Origin of the sequence: Marinobacterium sp. xm-a-127, assembly GCF_013283425.1 — a bacterium.
GTDB lineage: Bacteria > Pseudomonadota > Gammaproteobacteria > Pseudomonadales > Balneatricaceae > Marinobacterium_E.
The window spans coordinates 328,820-345,317 of record NZ_WBYH01000004.1 but is presented as its reverse complement, the minus strand read 5'-3'; the positions used below and the strand labels follow the sequence as shown (position 1 = coordinate 345,317).

At 51.0% G+C, this 16,498-nt stretch carries 17 protein-coding genes and 1 pseudogene; 9 read left to right on the top strand and 9 right to left on the bottom strand.

The features are described 5' to 3' along the window. Positions 1-2 precede the first annotated feature (2 nt). From XMA127_RS09550 to XMA127_RS09540, 3 genes are all read left to right on the top strand, one after another. Positions 3-1,922, top strand: a complete 1,920-nt coding sequence (locus XMA127_RS09550; RefSeq protein ID WP_254442938.1) for a triacylglycerol lipase — start codon at positions 3-5, stop codon at positions 1,920-1,922. 343 nt (positions 1,923-2,265) lie between these two features. Continuing rightward, a complete protein-coding gene (locus tag XMA127_RS12105; protein ID WP_371731478.1) occupies positions 2,266-2,433 on the top strand; it encodes a hypothetical protein in 168 nt (55 codons plus the stop codon). Positions 2,434-2,601: 168 nt separating this feature from the next. Beyond that, a protein-coding gene (locus tag XMA127_RS09540; RefSeq protein WP_371731477.1) for an IS5 family transposase occupies positions 2,602-3,574 on the top strand; the annotation gives its coding sequence in 2 pieces (ribosomal slippage) (positions 2,602-3,498 and positions 3,500-3,574; 972 coding nt in all). A gap of 216 nt (positions 3,575-3,790) precedes the next feature. Here XMA127_RS09540 and XMA127_RS09535 read toward each other — a convergent pair. Beyond that, a complete protein-coding gene (locus XMA127_RS09535; protein ID WP_371731482.1) occupies positions 3,791-4,315 on the bottom strand; it encodes a LysR substrate-binding domain-containing protein in 525 nt (174 codons plus the stop codon). Positions 4,316-4,502: 187 nt separating this feature from the next. Here XMA127_RS09535 and XMA127_RS09530 point away from each other — a divergent pair, with 187 nt between their 5' ends. Both XMA127_RS09530 and XMA127_RS09525 read left to right on the top strand, forming a co-directional pair. Further along, a complete protein-coding gene (locus XMA127_RS09530; RefSeq protein ID WP_173482300.1) occupies positions 4,503-5,540 on the top strand; it encodes an IS5 family transposase in 1,038 nt (345 codons plus the stop codon). Between the two features lie 159 nt (positions 5,541-5,699). Then, positions 5,700-6,635: pseudogene (locus XMA127_RS09525) on the top strand (FAD-dependent oxidoreductase); the annotation flags it as partial. A 105-nt stretch (positions 6,636-6,740) separates the two neighbouring features. Here the strand turns inward: XMA127_RS09525 and eexR are convergent. The 7 genes from eexR to XMA127_RS09490 are packed head-to-tail and all read right to left on the bottom strand — an operon-like array spanning position 6,741 to position 10,413. After that, positions 6,741-7,172 carry an entry exclusion protein EexR gene (gene eexR / locus XMA127_RS09520; RefSeq protein ID WP_173495274.1) on the bottom strand — a complete coding sequence of 144 codons (432 nt, stop codon included), beginning with the start codon at positions 7,170-7,172 and terminating at the stop codon, positions 6,741-6,743. 54 nt (positions 7,173-7,226) lie between these two features. Next, entirely contained in the window at positions 7,227-7,760 is a 534-nt protein-coding gene (locus XMA127_RS09515) for a FlhC family transcriptional regulator (RefSeq protein ID WP_000566752.1), read from the bottom strand. Then, positions 7,757-8,056 (bottom strand): flagellar transcriptional regulator FlhD, encoded by a 300-nt coding sequence (locus tag XMA127_RS09510; RefSeq protein ID WP_000210563.1) that lies wholly within the window; start codon positions 8,054-8,056, stop codon positions 7,757-7,759. Before XMA127_RS09510 ends, XMA127_RS09515 begins: the two co-directional genes overlap by 4 nt. Continuing rightward, complete coding sequence (locus XMA127_RS09505; RefSeq protein ID WP_000848909.1) at positions 8,053-8,601, bottom strand: lytic transglycosylase domain-containing protein; 549 nt, start codon at positions 8,599-8,601, stop codon at positions 8,053-8,055. The genes XMA127_RS09510 and XMA127_RS09505 overlap by 4 nt, the downstream gene beginning before the upstream one ends. Continuing rightward, positions 8,588-9,250, bottom strand: coding sequence for a DUF6475 domain-containing protein (locus tag XMA127_RS09500; protein ID WP_001158521.1), 663 nt, complete (start codon positions 9,248-9,250; stop codon positions 8,588-8,590). The genes XMA127_RS09505 and XMA127_RS09500 overlap by 14 nt, the downstream gene beginning before the upstream one ends. After that, on the bottom strand, positions 9,237-10,106 hold the full coding sequence (locus tag XMA127_RS09495; RefSeq protein WP_040132807.1) for a hypothetical protein: 870 nt from the start codon (positions 10,104-10,106) through the stop codon (positions 9,237-9,239). Before XMA127_RS09495 ends, XMA127_RS09500 begins: the two co-directional genes overlap by 14 nt. Before the next feature lie 55 nt (positions 10,107-10,161). After that, a complete protein-coding gene (locus XMA127_RS09490) occupies positions 10,162-10,413 on the bottom strand; it encodes a helix-turn-helix domain-containing protein (protein ID WP_024015942.1) in 252 nt (83 codons plus the stop codon). A 117-nt stretch (positions 10,414-10,530) separates the two neighbouring features. Here XMA127_RS09490 and XMA127_RS09485 point away from each other — a divergent pair, with 117 nt between their 5' ends. The 3 genes from XMA127_RS09485 to XMA127_RS09475 all read left to right on the top strand — a co-directional run bounded on the left by XMA127_RS09485 (position 10,531) and on the right by XMA127_RS09475 (position 13,796). Beyond that, positions 10,531-11,178: a LexA family transcriptional regulator gene (locus XMA127_RS09485; protein WP_173484526.1), complete on the top strand. Its 648-nt coding sequence runs from the start codon at positions 10,531-10,533 to the stop codon at positions 11,176-11,178. Between the two features lie 256 nt (positions 11,179-11,434). After that, on the top strand, positions 11,435-13,021 hold the full coding sequence (locus XMA127_RS09480; protein ID WP_173481463.1) for a peptide chain release factor 3: 1,587 nt from the start codon (positions 11,435-11,437) through the stop codon (positions 13,019-13,021). Between the two features lies 1 nt (position 13,022). Continuing rightward, entirely contained in the window at positions 13,023-13,796 is a 774-nt protein-coding gene (locus XMA127_RS09475) for a TatD family hydrolase (protein ID WP_173484527.1), read from the top strand. Here XMA127_RS09475 and XMA127_RS09470 read toward each other — a convergent pair. Beyond that, positions 13,793-15,640: a beta-ketoacyl synthase gene (locus XMA127_RS09470; RefSeq protein WP_173484528.1), complete on the bottom strand. Its 1,848-nt coding sequence runs from the start codon at positions 15,638-15,640 to the stop codon at positions 13,793-13,795. The genes XMA127_RS09475 and XMA127_RS09470 overlap by 4 nt on opposite strands. A gap of 178 nt (positions 15,641-15,818) precedes the next feature. On the opposite strand from XMA127_RS09470, the gene XMA127_RS09465 reads away from it, so the two are divergent. After that, positions 15,819-16,472: an OmpA family protein gene (locus XMA127_RS09465; protein WP_173483425.1), complete on the top strand. Its 654-nt coding sequence runs from the start codon at positions 15,819-15,821 to the stop codon at positions 16,470-16,472. The last annotated feature ends 26 nt before the right edge of the window (positions 16,473-16,498 follow it).

The window sequence follows — 16,498 nt, the reverse complement described above, 5'->3', positions numbered from 1 at the left end:
GCATGGCAGTGTGGCTCGTCATTGCCCCGCTGTTGCTGGGGGGCTGCTCGATCCTGCGTGAGTTCGGCCCAGTGGTTGAGGTTCATACACTGGATGCGGGCGAGGCCATCGAACTCAAGCGCGGCGATATCCTGACACGCGGCAAACTCAGCGATGCGACGACCCAGACCATCAGGGTGGCGGCATTGGATGCGCAGGCTTGCGCAAAACCGATCTCAGCGGATTGCGTCGAGGCCCTGGCCGCGGTGACGGGAGTGGCCACAGATCGACGTCTGGCTGCGCTGTCCGAACTGTGGCTGGCGCAGGCACAAGCTATGAAGCCCGGATCCGAGCAGCAAGCCGCCTGGTTTGAAACCATCCGTTATGCCTACGCCTACCTCTTTCTCGGCGACCATACTCCAGGAGAGCGAGCCTTCGAGGATCGCCAGACACAAGTACGCGACTGGTATAACTATGCTGTCGAACGTGCCGCCACCGCGATATTTGAAGTTGAGCAACAAACGCCTACGCAGTTGCCAGCGCAGCCCCACCGGAACATTGCAGGCTGGGAGCTGCAACTGGATATGCGCGGTGAGCGCTTGCCGGGCAGTACGGCGGTGCCAGCCGAACTCTTACCAGCCTCATCCCTGTCTTTCCGCGGAATGCGCAGTCTCTACCGACGCGACGGATTCGGAGCCGAGCTGGTGGCCGTCATGCCGGATGCCCCCTTGACGTCTGCCCCTACCAGCGAGGGTAGCTCATCAGCTAAACACGATCAGCAGCCACTACCCTGGAGCGAGATGTCCGCGCCGCCCATGACGGTTCTTCTGCACCCTGATGGAGACGATCTGGACAGCGTGCTGCATACCCGTACCGCCCGTTTGACGGTGCATGATCCCTATGAGGAATCGGCTATCATGCTGCACGGCCAACGTGTGCCGCTGGCAGCCAATTTTACGGCCGGCTACGGCTTGTGGCTGGCCCGTGCCAACTTCAACCGCCAGTCTCTGCGCAGCCTGCTTGGGCGCGAGGGCGGCATCGACCGCCCGCACGTCTACCTAATGCAACCCTACGATCCGAACAGACGTATCATCGTCATGCTGCACGGACTAGCCAGCAGCCCGGAAGCCTGGGTGGAGCTCGCCAACGAAATCCTGGGCGATGAGACCCTGCGCCAGCATTACCAAATCTGGCAGGTCTACTACCCGACCAATCTGCCGATCGCATTGAACCACGCGATGATTCGCAGAGCGCTCGGGGATACGCTGGCGCATTTCGATCCTTCCGGCCAGGCGCCGGCATCGTCCGACCTTGTACTGGTGGGGCATAGCATGGGCGGGGTCATCGCGCGGTTGATGGTGTCGTCAACCGACCAGTCGCTGGTGCAGCTGGCTGCGGATCGCAGTCGGCTGACGCCGCAGCAGATCAAACGCATAGATCCGATGTTGCGTTTCGAGCCCTTCCCGCATGTCAGCCGCGCCATCTTCATCGCAGCACCGCACCGGGGCACGTCGGTCGCAGGTGGACGCCTGGGGCGCTGGATGGCGGGATTCATTCGCTTCCCCGTTACGGTGCTCGAAGAACTCGCCCACACACTAGCACCCAATGCGGCGGCCAGCAGCCACGAAAGCCTGGGGCATATCCCCAATAGCGTCGACAACCTCGACGAGAACGATCCTTTTGTGCGCGCGGCGGCGGACTTTCCCATCTCGGCTCAGGTGCGCTATCACTCGATCCTGGCGCAGACCAATGCCGACGTGCCGCTTGAGGATTCCGATGACGGCCTGGTACCATACCGCAGCGCCCACCTTCCCGGTGCAGAATCTGAGAAAGTCATAATTTCGGGACACAGCGTGCAACAGAACGCGGCTGCGGTACTGGAGATCCAGCGTATCCTCAAAGACGACATGGCTCTGCAGGAAGAGCATTTCATGCAGCCATAGGCAACTGCCATCTTCTGTACGCAGCCAAGCTGATTTGGGCAGGCTGCTATCTTTCAGGTGGGCGAAGTGCATTCATCTGTAATGTGCAAAGAGCATCAGACTTATGTCAGGGAGCTAGGGGAATGGGATGGAATCCCCCTCCTATGGCATTTCCCTAGCGGGCGGTGTTGCGGGTACAATTTTGGGGGCGGGGAAGCAAGGCGATGAATATTGAAGCCTCCGGTATCGGCCTAATCATTATTGTTCTGGTGATGGCGTTGGTAACATTGGTGACCCGCTGGGTGGCGTCTACATAATCTCGTTTGTACCAATCGGGTGCCGCGTTAAGCAGTTTATCCAAGCAATGTCTGGTTCGGTGCTGGTGGCTATTATAGCGCCAATGGCAGTAACTGGAGATGCTGGAGCCAAACTCGCCCTACTCATTACCGCATTCCTCATGTTTATACTGAAAAAACCGTTGCCCGCCATTGCGGCAGGCATCGTGACGGCGGCTGTATACCGGCAGTTGTAGTCACCCGCTAAGGTCCGTTATGTGCGCTAGCCAGGCCAACCTGTCAGTGATGCTGAAGTTGGCCCAGAGCAGACATTATGCGTGCGGTGAATCAAGCGGGCTAAGGAAGGTGTGATCAAGTCCGCCACATGGGATAATGCTGACTGCACATGATCGAGGACGCATAAGATGGATCAGCAACTTACATTCGCGGACAGCGAGTTCAGCAACAAGCGCCGTCAGACCCGCAAGGAGAAGTTCCTTGGCCGAATGGACAAGCTGATTCCATGGGCGCGTCTCGAAGCCGTTATCGAGCCCCACTATCCCAAGGCTGGAAACGGCCGTCGGCCTTACCCCTTGTCCACCATGTTGCGCATTCACTGCATGCAGCAGTGGTATAACCTCAGTGATCCAGCAATGGAAGATGCGCTGTACGAGATTGCCTCAATGCGGCTGTTTGCAGGCTTGTCACTGGATAAAGCCATCCCCGATCACACCACCATTCTGAAGTTCCGGCACTTACTCGAACGCCACGGTCTGACCCGACAGATTTTTCAAGAGGTGAACCAATGGCTCTCTGAGGCCGGTGTCCTTCTGAAAGAGGGCTCACTGGTTGATGCCACTATCATCGAAGCCCCCAGCTCCACCAAGAACAAAACGGGCGAGCGTGATCCGGAGATGCATCAAACCAAAAAAGGCAATCAGTGGCACTTTGGCTTGAAAGCTCATATAGGCGTGGATGCCCGCACCGGCATCACACACAGTTTCAGCACAACTGCCGCAAACGAACACGATCTCAATCAGGCTGGCCAGCTACTGCACGGTGAAGAAGCATTCATCTTTGCTGATGCGGGTTACCGGGGCGCCGAAAAGCGAGACGAGCTGAAAGATGTCAGTGCGGACTGGTACATCGCTGAACAGCCAGGGAAGCTGAAGACCCTGAAAAAACACCCTCGGATCAATAAGGTCAGAATCCGCACCGAGTATCTGAAAGCCAGCATCCGTGCGAAAGTTGAGCATCCGTTTCGGATCATCAAATGCCAGTTCGGCTTCGTAAAAGCCCGTTACCGTGGCCTGAAGAAAAACGACAGCAAGCTGGGCCATGCTGTTCGCGCTGGCCAATGTTGTGCGGGTGGACCAGATGTTGAGAGCACAGGGTTAATCCGTCTGTACTGCCTGAAAAGGCGGTTGCAGTCGGTTAAGAAGGGGCGGTTGTGCGCATTTTATGCGCCCCAGCACAGAGAAAATGCAGTTTTAATGGCACTGAAGGGACTTGTTCATACGTTCCCTAACGTCCCGAAGCGGACATTAAGTGTGCCATGCGCGTTACAGCGAAAACAAACACCGTACCTCCTCTCCACATTGGGAGAAGGCCTTCTTAAAGCGAACTTCTGAGCGTTTTGACCAATAAATTATGGAGCTGATCGACGGCTGCATTTCCGTGCGACGCCAGGCTTCGGTATACAGATACCTCCATAGGCTCCAATGGCCCTAAACCATGCTCACTTCCCAGAACCTCCAAATGAGGAGGGGCACTACAACGCGTCAGTACAGCAATCGCGAGGCCACTTTCAACAGCAGCAATTTGTCCAGCAAGGCTTGAACTATTGTACACAACTCGATAACGCCGTCCCTGCAAAGACAATGAGTTGATAGCACTGCGTTTGGCTAGGCTTGTGCTTTCGTAAACCGCTATGGGAAGCGGATCTCGCCTCCATATCCGAAACTCAGATGAGCCGACCCACACCATCGGTTCATAGAACAATAGCGTGCCGTGTCGGGGATGTTCCCGAGACACAAGTGCGAGATCTAGGTCACCGTTCTCAACCCGTGGAATCAGAGCGGTGGATTGCTCACAAAACAGCTCAATTTCAACCCCTCCATGATGGGTGTTAACGCCGATGTAATACTGACCCCCTGACGCCGAGGCAAAATTGACCCCCTGGGCGATAATGGCGGTTTTGAGCCGCCGAGATGTTGACCCAGGAGCAAGCAGTGGAGATCAAAGGGCACCTCGAAAAACCTCCCTCACAGCACCGGTAGCCCTGTGATAGCATCAAGCAACCACTAACACCCGATAGATCAGTACCATGAAGAAGCGTAGCGCAATCAAAAACGACCTCTTTGCCAGCGAACATCACCGTGAAAAGATCGACCGGATCGGCGATCCTCTGGCTGAGATTGAGCAGCACATCAACTTCTCCGCACTGGCCGCTGAAGTTGACTGCATCGCGCCTCGAGTCGAAAGCACTCAGGGTGGGCGACCACCGTACCCGACTGAAACCATGGTGCGCATCCTGGTACTCAAGCGCCTCTATAACCTGTCGGATGAACAGATGGAGTACCAGCTGCTGGACCGAATGAGCTATCAGCGCTTCTGCGGGCTGACCCAAGCCATCAATATTCCGGATCGCACCACGATTTGGCACTTTGAAAATCGCATCGGTGAAGCCGGTGCCCAGGCCCTGTTCGATGGTGTATCGGCGCAACTGTTCAAGCAGGGCTTCATCGCCCGTGGTGGCCAGATCATTGATGCTACTCTGGTGCCAGCGCCCAAGCAGCATAACCGACGCAGTGACAAAGAGCTGCTGGATCAAAATGCCATGCCAGCGGACTGGAAGCCCGCTAAACGGCGGCAGAAGGATACCGATGCCAGCTGGACCAAGAAGCACGGAAAGAGCCATTTTGGCTACAAACTGTCAATCAACGTCGATGCCAAGTACAAGGTGATCCGGCGTTTTCAGTGTGACACTGCCAAAGTGCATGACAGCCAACATTTCGAGGCTGTTCTTGATCGGCACAACACCAGTCAGGACGTCTATGCCGATCGCGGTTACCCCTCGACCGAGCGAGAAGCCTGGCTGAAAGAGCACGGCTATCGCAACCATATTCAGCGCAAAGGCCACCGCCAGAAACCGTTATCGGAGTGCCAGCAACGACGCAATAAGCGGATTGCCAAAACCCGTGCCCGTGTCGAGCATGTGTTCGCCAGCGTCGATCAGATGGGTGGCAAGTTGATCCGCACAGTGGGTCAAGCGAGGGCCAACTTTGCGATGACCATGATGGCTGCCTGCTATAACCTGAAGCGGCTGGTGTACTTCCAGCGGGCCGGGATTAAGGCGTTTTGAGCCGTTGGTGGTGGTTCGGTGTGCCTCATGGGCACACAGAGACCTCCGCTGCAGGTCCAGAGGGCCCCAAAACGAGACGTAATCGATTAAAACTGGAGTCTTGCGGTTAGCTCAGCCCGTTCGGCAACGTATAAGCCGGGTTTTTCGAGGTGCCCTGATGGTTTAACTGAAACACCTTATTGGACCTCTACCGAAGCGCTGTTTGCTCAGGAATTGCCGCAGCACCTGGTCGTGATTGGTTCGTCGGTTGTAGCGCTGGAAATTGCCCAGGCTTATCGCCGTTTAGGCAGTGAAGTCACCATATTAGCAAGACATACATTGCTTTATCGGGAAGATCCCTTGCTCGGTGAAAAACTCACCGGATGTTTTGAAAAAGAAGGCATTCGAGTATTAAACAGTACGCAAGCTACCAAGGTGACCCACGATGGAAGCCAATTTACATTGGAAACTAACGCGGGCGATCTACGCTGCGATCGTTTGCTGGTAAGCACCGGGCGACACGCCAATACTTGCCAACTCAATCTGGGCGCGGTGGGTGTTACGACCAACAAAAAGGGCGAAATCGTTGTTAACGAACGCATGGAAACGAATGTTCCCGGTATTTACGCCGCCGGAGACTGCTGCAACATGCCGCAATTCGTCTATGTCGCCGCGGCCGCCGGTAGCCGTTCCGGCATCAACATGACGGGCGGATACGCCAAACTGGATCTATCCACCATGCCAGCAGTGATTTTTACCGATCCCCAGGTGGCAACTGTTGGGCTCACGGAAGAGCAAGCCAACGCACAAGACATTGAAACCGACAGTCGTGTATTGGAGATGGAGAACGTGCCGCGCGCACTGGCGAATTTCGAGACCGATGGTTTTATCAAATTGGTGACGGAAAAAGCCACTGGCCGCCTGATCGGGGCGCAGATTCTGGCGCATGAAGGTGGAGAACTGATCCAGAGTGCGGCGCTGGCGATCCGCAACCGTATGACGGTGACGGAATTAGCCGACCAGCTTTTCCCTTACCTGACTATGGTGGAGGGTTTGAAGCTCTGCGCCCAAACCTTTAACAAGGATGTCAAAGAACTGTCCTGTTGTGCTGGGTAACGAACTTGAGTTGATCCGTATTCATTGATGGAAATGGCATTTTTCATTCGTAGTACGAAAGTGCCAATCAATTTTTTGAGTATAAGTAAAAAAGCAGTCAATTTACTATGACCTTGTTTTTTTAGGGAGGATAGATGAGCGACCATCTGCAAATTCGTTTACCCAGTACCAATATTTTTTTTCGCTCAGGCTTAGTTCTCGACCGGTATCTTTCAGTTGTCTTTGAAATAAATGGATTAGTCCGCTTAAGCCTAAGAAGGCTAAACCGACAAATAAAATTGTCCAACTCGCTTGCCAATATGCGATTGCTACAAGCATAGTGATGATGGCTATAAGTCCGATGGGATTACAGGTCGCTTTGAATCCCAAGTAGCTGAAAAAAACGACGGTGCAAATCAGAAATGGCAAAGCCGCTAACTTGGCAGATGCCGTTAATATTTCTGAGGGAAAAAAATGAGCCGCAGCCAAAGTCGCCAGAAAAAGCCCCAGTGATATAAACCAGCAGCGTGCTGGTAAAGATTTAAGTAATTTTATCATCTTAGTACTCTCAAAGTGCACGGGCGGTGCACAATCAAATCATGCATCAGCATGTTAGTTCTCAAAAAGTGCTCTAGTGGTTTGCTCGGCCATAATCTCACACACAGGACATTTAAGCTGAATGCGCTGTTGAGATACCGTCAAATACAGACTGCCGCATCGACACCGGTGTAAGGATGCAAGCTGTGATCTTAAATCACGAGCTAGAACCCAACCTTCATTGATGGTCAGTTTTTTCCAGGGGATCTCAGCTGGAAGATCTGCCTCTTCTCTTGCAACCAAGTACGCATCGTAAGCCTTCATCAAAGCATCGATATTTAATTTCTTGTAGACATTATCACCACCAATATTGACATAAAGCGCCATCAGCAGGGAGCCTTCAACTAGGGCTCTTCTGCTTTTAACGATGGCATCAGATTCTGGCAATTGACCAGGACAAGGTGACTTGCCAGTCACTTCTTTGTGCAGCCTTCTGATAATGTGGATTGGCAAACCTGTATCGAGCGCGATAATGGTCGTTCGAAATCCGTACTTAATAAGCAGCGAGGCTCGGGTAAACAGCTCACTTTTGGACAGGTTATCAATCATGCATCCCCCTTGTTGTTTAGGGTTGATAATAAATAAGCGATTCTTGGGATACCTGTACCTTTGCTCTTCACCATCTCAATCAGTTGGCTTTGGTTACCCCTTGGTTGAAACAGCATGAATGATGAGGTCGCCACTCGTTGCAGGTCGTCAACACCGGCATTAATAAGTGCATCCACCACGTCGCGTGTAAGTCCAAAGCGCAAGACCGCCTCTTGCGGATCAATGCGCGCCAATTCACGTGCTGCGTGTAGGTACGCCAAATTTAATTGATAGAAGTCTTGTTGATTGGTTGTCATTGACGGACCTCCAGTTCATGTAAAATATTGCGATAGATAGAAAGCACTCTTTGCCCATACCAGCGTGCACGCTCTTCGTTCCAACTGTGATAGCGGCCTATGCCAAGCTCTAAATCGTTTGGTGAAGACTTGATTGCTTCGGCCAAAATACTGGAGCCGACAGTAAGGTTGGTGATGGGGTCTAGCAGTTCAGCTGCTGAGCTCACTCGATGCCCATGCCAATGCAAATTGATTTGCATAAGGCCAATATCGAGCTGGTATTTTTCACTCTCTTGAAGTGCCTGGTTTAACAGTTGCTCCGCTTCTGTCTTAGATTTGGCGTAGGTTGCGTTTGAACCATTGCGAATTGCGTATGGCCATGGACTGGTCATGTTAAGACCTCGATGTGAGGCTGACTCAGCCAAGGCAACGGCGTAGAGCATGACTGGATCAATACCAACACTTTGTGCTGCTTTTTCCCACTGATAGCCCGGAAACGCATAGACTGAAGTGCTTGCGGACATGGCTATCACTAGGGCAACGGTTTTTGCTTTAATCGTTTTCATTTTTGTCCTCTAATTGATTTCCGAGAAGCGCCTGAATGGCTTTCGGGCTTATTCTTTTCAAAGGCACTGCGCTAAAATTGGCGATGCCTCTCGTATAAACTTGTGCCGCTTTTGACCAGTCGCCTACGGCAACAGGCGCTTGCATATCAAATCCTTTTTGCTGGTTCTGATGGTCTGCAATACCCTGTAATAGCCTTGGGTATTCACCCACTTCGTCCCGTAGCAAGTAAGCCTGGTAGCGTGTTAAAAACTCTTTTTGCTTAAAGGGGTATTCCCTGTCATCAACCTTGCAGAGTTCAACCCATCCACCCATGTCTGAAATCACGCGGTGGATAAGCGCATCGTCAAACATCACGGATGTCCAAGCGCCAACCTGACGAACAGCCTTGTCAACTTTGTTCCAAGCAACCATGGCTCTTGAACCTGAGTTGCCGTCGATATGCTTGATGACGTCAGCGGGCTTTGGAAAAAATTGCCCAGTATCCGGTGATTGAATATGCCGAGTCAGACCGATTCGCACTTCTTCAATGCTATAAGCACGAAGGGCTTCAAATGCGATGGATAGCAATTGTGGTGATACGCTTTTGCCATACATGGCCCAAGCTGCTCCCCAAACTTCAGCAAACTCGCGTTTATCAACCTCCTGCACTTGAACGAACCTCCCGAATACCTGGTCCGGCCCAGCTTTCAGCAATGCGGCGATTGCTTTCTTCAATATTCAATTGGTGATTGCTGCCCTTTAGGCTCGTCGATGATTGCTGTACTTCATCAATGCGAACGTACTCGTCTTCCCATTGCCGGTTTAAAAGCCAGTTATGTGGCATAGGGGTCTTAGTCCGATCTTGATACTGTAATCGGTTGTCTCGTTGCTCTTTCCAGCGTGTTAGCACTTCCAAGGCGAGTTCATGGTCTTCATTGAGGCCCATGCGTAGCCATTCTTCTTTGGCTTTCGCTTTTTTTTCTTTGCGTATTTGTACATCCCAGAAGTCTTCAAACTGTATGTGGTCAACAGTTTTAACTGTTGGTTTATTGCTTCTCTCAGAGTCATCCGACCGTTGAGAGTCCCTTACCGGGTTGCCATCAGGCATAAACAATGATGAAAATTCTTCTGGTAGCCGAGCTTGAAAAGCGGCAAGAGATTTCAAAAGCGATGCCATACCAATGAAGTCGGCAGGTACATCTTTAAGCAACCGAAAGGCTGCCTTACCTTGGTTTGGGTTTTCGATTGGGTTGTGCTTCAGAAAGCTTCGAATCAAAGTCCAACCAGATCCCTCGCAACGAATCAGGAACTGATCTTGTTCTAACTCACTTAACGTCTTGGCAACCTGTTGCTCATCCCAGTTCAAGTCAGAAGCAACGTAACCAATCGGCAGTCGAAAGCAGCCAAGCAAATTACAATGTGGGCATGTAAGCAAATACAGTCCTAGCAACTTCGCTGAGTCACTCCAGGACAAAACATTTTGCTTTAGCCAAAAGCGGGTATAGACCTTGCCATAATCACGCATGGAGGAACTCGCTTTTGTGTTTACGTAAAATGCTGACCATTATTTGCCCTTAATCCTACTGGTTACTGGCTTTCAGCTCGCTTGGGCATTCGGGATAGATGTCCGGTCTTAACTGAGATCGGGTTACCTGTCCTTGCGTAGCTTGTTCGATGGGTAAAACGAATTCAGCGGGAACACGCCCTGATTTATTCAACCAAAACCAGACGTTTTGCTGTTTTGAGTTGATGGCTCTTGCTAATGCTGATTGCCCGCCGACCAAGTCAATGGCACGGCGGAGATGTTTTTGTGTCGTTTTGAACACTTCCATACCGTCTCCTGTTACAATAATAACTGTTACAAGATTGAATGTTACAGTTTAAACTGTAGATAAGTCAACAGTTAAAATTGTTGAAAGACTACAGTTTTATTTGTAGAATGCGGGCTTATGAAAACTTTATCCGAACGACTAAACCATGCCTTGCAGCTTACTGGGGTAACTCAGTCTGAGTTGGCTCGTCGCATTGGTATCAAACAGCAGTCGATCAGCCAGATTTGCTCTGGTAAATCGGCTAGGTCTCGTTACACCATGCAGATCGCGGAGGCGCTTCGCGTGAATGCTCATTGGCTCGCCACAGGTGATGGCGAGATTGGCTTGGGGGTCGGTAATGTAGAAGTCGGGCCTGATATTAAGGGAAGAATTCCTCTCATTAACTGGGTTCAGGCCGGTGATTGGACTGGAATAGCGGAGGGATTTGCCCATGAAGATGCTGAGGAGTGGCGTGAAGTCACTGGGAAAGCACATGAGGGTTGTTTCGCACTTCGCGTAAAAGGCGACAGTATGGAAAATCCAAGCGGAAAAAAATCCATACCTGAGGGGGCAGTGATCGTTGTTGATCCTGAGTTACCTTACTCTTCAGGTTCATTGGTTGTTGCGCGTTTGGATGATTCGAAAGAAGCAACCTTTAAGCAGTTGGTTATTGATGGTGAACAGAAGTATCTAAAACCTTTGAACCCGCAATACCCTGCAATACCGATCAACGGCAACTGCACCATCATCGGTGTAGTACGACAAGCTATCATCGATTTCTGGTAGCGAAGGAATTTGTGGTTTAGCCACAGTTGTTCATTAGCTGAAGAAGCAACGATTGCAAACAGCTACAACTGAGCATTGGCGCACGCTGAGAGTAAATGGTAACCGATTAGATAACCATTGATTGTTTATAAAGTCAAGATCAGCGAAAATAGCGGCCAATTACGATTAACACGACGGATTTGACAAGCGAAGAACTGAAAAGAGAGTACTTCCAAAAGTGTGTACAAATCCGTGTACAAACTAAAAGAATTTATACATGGCAAACCAAGATTTTCTCAATGAAATCAATAAGCGAAGGACCTTTGCTATCATCTCCCACCCTGATGCGGGTAAAACCACTATGACCGAAAAGCTATTGCTATTAGGTCAGTTGATTCAGGTTGCTGGTACCGTAAAAGGCCGAGGCAGTGATCGTCACGCGACCTCTGACTGGATGTCGATGGAGCAGGAGCGTGGCATCTCGATCACCTCGTCTGTGATGCAATTCCCATTCCGTGACCGTATCGTTAACCTACTGGATACACCGGGGCACGAGGACTTCTCGGAAGATACCTATCGCACATTGACCGCGGTGGATTCTGCTTTGATGGTGGTTGACGGCGCAAAGGGTGTCGAGGACCGTACCATTAAACTGATGGATGTCTGTCGTCTTCGCGATACTCCTATTTTCTCATTTGTGAATAAGTTAGACCGTGAGATACGTGACCCTATTGAGCTCTTGGATGAGATTGAATCGGTACTAAAAATTGAAGCCGCACCGATTAACTGGCCTATCGGTGCCGGTCAGCGTTTTAAAGGGGTCTACAATCTTTACACGGATCAAATTCACCTGTTCACCAAGGGGCAGGGGCATCTGCTTGCTGAACAGAATATCATTCAAGGCTTGGATAGCGACGAAGCTCGTGAGCTGTTGGGTGCCGATTATGAAGAGTTCTGTGACGAGATCGAACTGGTACAAGGGGCTACCCACCAGTGGGACAAGGAGTCCTACCTAGCGGGTACCATGACTCCGGTATTCTTTGGTACGGCATTAGGTAACTTTGGTGTTCGAGAGATGATGCATGATTTTGTTGATTGGGCTCCTGCCCCTTCTCATCGTGCAACAGAGACACGTGAGGTTCAGGCGGATGAAGATAAATTCACAGGCTTTGTCTTTAAGATCCAAGCAAATATGGATCCAAAGCACCGTGACCGCATTGCTTTTATGCGTATCTGTTCAGGCAAATACACCAAAGGTTTGAAGATGAAACATACGCGCATCGGCAAAGATGTTCGTATCGCAGACGCGGTTACCTTTGTTGCGGGTGATCGCGAGGCGGTGGAAGAGGCTTGGTCTGGTGACATCATCGGATTGCATAACCACGGTACCATTCAAATCGGCGACACCTTTACAGAAGGTGAAGAGCTTAAATTTACCGGCATTCCACACTTTGCTCCTGAGCTATTTAAGCGTGTGCGTCCTACTGATCCACTGAAGATGAAGCAGCTTCAGAAAGGGTTGCAGCAGCTATCAGAAGAGGGTGCGGTGCAGTTGTTTATGCCACTTCGCAACAACGATCTGATTCTCGGCGCGGTCGGTCAGCTTCAGTTTGACGTGGTCATGTATCGCCTTAAAGATGAGTATAAAGTGGACTGTGTCTATGAGGCGATCAGTGTTGCGACGGCTCGTTGGGTTGAGTGTGCTGACGATAAGATGCTCAATGACTTCCGCAAAAAAGGGTATGACAACCTGGCCGAAGATGGTGCAGGTCTAATGACCTACTTGGCACCGACACGAGTGAACTTAAACCTCACCGAAGAGCGTTGGCCGGATATTCAGTTCCGCGCTACTCGCGAGCACTAACATGCTTTTTGATTCCCATTGCCATCTCGACTTTCCCGAGTTTGCAGTGGGAATCAGCTCTCATCTCGATCAAGCACAGGCAAAGGGTGTAACGGATATTCTGGTACCCGGAGTCACGGCTAGCGATTGGCCTAGAGTGATCCATACCTGTCAGCTTAACCATCCCATTCGGCGTCATCTGGCGCTTGGCTTGCACCCCTGTTTTCTAAAACAGCACGATATTGATCAAGATCTTTTGACCCTAGAGACGCTCCTTAAGCAGAGAGATGACGTTGTTGCGATTGGTGAGTGTGGATTAGACCTTTTTATTGAAGATCCACAATTAGATAGGCAGCAGAAACTCTTTGATGCTCAGTTAGAGTTAGCGGCTGCATTTGAATTGCCGGTTGTGCTTCATGTTCGCCGCTCCGTCGATCTGATTACGCAGCGCTTAAAACGCCACCGTTTACGTAGAGGTGGCGTTGCCCATGCATTCTCGGGTAGCCAGCAGCAAGCGGATAATCTTGTTGCCTTGGGATTTTTGATTGGTGTTGGTGGGGCAGTGACCTATGATCGAGCTAATCGACTCAGAAGGGTCGTCTGTTCACTGCCAGTGACAAGCTTGGCGCTTGAGACGGATGCGCCCGATATGCCGTTAAGCGGTCATCAGGGTAAGCCAAATCACCCGTATCGGGTTGCAGAAGTGGCTGATGCCGTCGCCGAGTTACGTGGTGAGTCTACTGAATCTATTGCTCAGCAAACTCATCACAATGTGACTGCTCTTTTGGGGCTTTAGGTTAGATCTTCGTAGGCGTTTGAAACGTCGAAGCTGACTGGCAAAGAGCGACCTGGAACTTTAATTCCAGAATGAGTGATCTCTAAATCTTCACCAGCAAGCACCGCATAGTCATAACGGTAGGTCGGTCGAGTCGTGCCTTTGAGTGCGGCTTGGTTATACTCTTGAGCCTGAGCGACTGTCGCTTCTGAGCGTTTCTGCCACTCAAGCATCTCTGCAGCGCCATAACGTTTTTGAAGCAGGTTAATCGTCTCAGTCGGCGAGATGAGTACCGCAGTCGCGTTGTTGCCACCAAAGCCTTTAGAGTTGATCAACGCGTTAGAAATGAATTGATTACCCACCTCTTTATGCTGAAGAGGTAGCTCAAGATGGCTCTGATGAACGTCGCTAGCTACTGCCTGAGTAGTAACTATGCCGGGGATGACTCCCTGTTCCCAAACACCCAGTGTTGAAACCAGTTGGTCACCACCCGCAGTGCCCTGAGAGTGTCCGAGGTAAGTCTTAACCGCAGTGACCGTCCAATCATTGATGTTGAACGCTTTACCGACCTCGTTTAATACATGTGATTCAGTCACTCGGTTCTGTGGTGTGCTGGTGCCATGCGCTTGAATCATTGAGTGCTGCTGTAGCGCTTCAGAACCGAGTAGCTTCTCAACCAAAGAGGCCGCTTTGCCCAGGGTTAAGTAGTTACCGACACCGGGTGCTGAGATCGATTTTTTATAACCGTCGGCATGAACATAGACATCAGGCACCGAAGCATAGATCTGAGCGCCGGTCTCGATCGCTAGGCGATCACTCATCAGAACAATAAATTGACTCGATTCACCAATGGTGAAACCGCAGTTGTCCCCAAATGGACGGCAGGCTGAACGGTGGTCTACATCAGCAAGTGAAGCGAGCTTATCCAGTGCCTGAAGCTGTTTGTCTTCAGCCAATGCGCCCATGGCGCGGAACCCTTCAATAACCTCTGGAGTGACAGGGGCGTCAGACCCGCCAACCAGAACAAACTCAGCCTTATTGGTGCGAATCGCTTCAACGGCATTACGCAGGTTGTACAGGAAAGTCGCACAGGCACCGAGCGCGCCGCCGGTCGTGCCAAGGTTGCCAAGCATGTAGGCGTTAACGAAATCAGCCGGCATTTGCGCATAACCCAACGGCATCTGCTTAGAGGTTGTGCGCTTACCAATCGCAGGGTATTTATTGAGACCGCCAAAGCCTAAGTCGTCGAGTTGGCCAATTGAGTTAGAGGCAAATACCGCAATTTGATCAGGAGCCAGAGTATCGAGCAGTTTATCGATATCCAGACCTGTGGAGGCCAGTGCATCAGAGGCTGCATAGATCGCCATTTGCAGTGCGCGCGGATGGTTGCGTGATTGGTATAGAGAACCCGGTTCAAACCCTTCAGGCAACATACCGGCGCTCTGAACAGGCAGTACGCGTGTATCGTTGAAGATTAGGTCGAGCGCACCGGTTAGGGTGACTTCGACCTGGCCTGCCTCGGTATCTGCCAATGTCCAGTTGTCGGGGATGTTGGTCGGAAGATCACGTTTGCGCAGAGTGAATTTAATGGATTCACCTGCTGGATGGATCTTCGATGCCTTGTTCATCAGGACACGATTTGCGTCAAAGAATGAACTTGGAATTTTACGGATCAGGGTGGCATCAAGCAGTGCCTGCCGCTCATCTGCATTACTGTTGGTGAGAACGGCGAGATCCTGTAACACATCCTGCTGATCTTTATCAGACAAGGTTTCAAAGATGAGGCGTTTGTAGCCTTGGTTGAATGAGGAGCGACCGGCGGGGCTGATGCCACCAAAACCAACGATGACCGGTAAATGAGACACTGCCTTGCTCCCCATAAATGACACAAAAAATATCAGGAAATTGTAACTTGCAGGTCAGGTTCTGGCTAGACGCTGAGGCGGCAAATGTAAAAAAATGTTAACCCACATGCTCGGTTCGACTTTTGAGGCTACACTGAGCATAGAAAAGGATGAATTTAAGAGATGTAAGAGGAATTTGATGAAAGGTTCAATACTCTCGATAGCGGTATGTTGTGCTCTGGTTGGGTGTCAAACCATTGATCCCTATACACAGCAAACTAAAACAGCCAATGCGACTAGCGGTGCCGGTATTGGCGCAGCAGCGGGTGCTGTACTGGGTGCCATTGTATCTAAAGGTAATCGTGCCGAAGGTGCACTGATTGGTGCAGCCCTAGGTGGTGCTGTTGGTTCAGGTGTCGGTTACTACATGGATCAGCAAGAGATGCTGCTTCGTCAAGAGCTTGAAGGAACGGGTGTCCGCGTCGAACGAGTGGGTGATGAGATTCGCCTGGTCATGCCGAGTAATATCACCTTTGCTGTGAACAGTGAGCGTTTTGATAACGCCTTTTATCCGGTTTTGGATTCAGTCGCTAAAGTGTTGGCGAAGTTTGAAAAGACTAGCATTAATGTGGATGGTTACACCGACTCGACTGGGTCATTTGAATACAACCAGATGCTATCTGAAAGGCGTGCGGCTGCTGTGTCGAACTATTTAAGACAGGTAGGTGTGGATGCTCTTCGTATCGCGACTCGCGGTTTTGGTGAACGCTATCCGCTGGCTTCTAATGAGACAGAAGAGGGGCGTGCACAGAATCGCCGAGTAGAGATCTGGATTCGTGGTGCGGAAGTTTAAAAAAGAAGATGGTGCTCGGTTGAGCA

Excerpts from the sequence above, each read along its gene's own strand:
- XMA127_RS09515 (WP_000566752.1), bottom strand. The coding sequence starts at position 7,760 with ATGATTGATAACCTGTCCAAAAGTGAGCTGTTTACCCGAGCCTCGCTG.
- XMA127_RS09505 (WP_000848909.1), bottom strand. The coding sequence starts at position 8,601 with ATGAAAACGATTAAAGCAAAAACCGTTGCCCTAGTGATAGCCATGTCC.
- XMA127_RS12105 (WP_371731478.1), top strand. The coding sequence starts at position 2,266 with ATGTCTGGTTCGGTGCTGGTGGCTATTATAGCGCCAATGGCAGTAACT.
- XMA127_RS09550 (WP_254442938.1), top strand. The coding sequence starts at position 3 with ATGGCAGTGTGGCTCGTCATTGCCCCGCTGTTGCTGGGGGGCTGCTCG.
- eexR (WP_173495274.1), bottom strand. The coding sequence starts at position 7,172 with ATGATAAAATTACTTAAATCTTTACCAGCACGCTGCTGGTTTATATCA.
- XMA127_RS09465 (WP_173483425.1), top strand. The coding sequence starts at position 15,819 with ATGAAAGGTTCAATACTCTCGATAGCGGTATGTTGTGCTCTGGTTGGG.
- XMA127_RS09495 (WP_040132807.1), bottom strand. The coding sequence starts at position 10,106 with ATGCGTGATTATGGCAAGGTCTATACCCGCTTTTGGCTAAAGCAAAAT.
- XMA127_RS09480 (WP_173481463.1), top strand. The coding sequence starts at position 11,435 with ATGGCAAACCAAGATTTTCTCAATGAAATCAATAAGCGAAGGACCTTT.
- XMA127_RS09510 (WP_000210563.1), bottom strand. The coding sequence starts at position 8,056 with ATGACAACCAATCAACAAGACTTCTATCAATTAAATTTGGCGTACCTA.
- XMA127_RS09530 (WP_173482300.1), top strand. The coding sequence starts at position 4,503 with ATGAAGAAGCGTAGCGCAATCAAAAACGACCTCTTTGCCAGCGAACAT.
- XMA127_RS09485 (WP_173484526.1), top strand. The coding sequence starts at position 10,531 with ATGAAAACTTTATCCGAACGACTAAACCATGCCTTGCAGCTTACTGGG.
- XMA127_RS09490 (WP_024015942.1), bottom strand. The coding sequence starts at position 10,413 with ATGGAAGTGTTCAAAACGACACAAAAACATCTCCGCCGTGCCATTGAC.
- XMA127_RS09475 (WP_173484527.1), top strand. The coding sequence starts at position 13,023 with ATGCTTTTTGATTCCCATTGCCATCTCGACTTTCCCGAGTTTGCAGTG.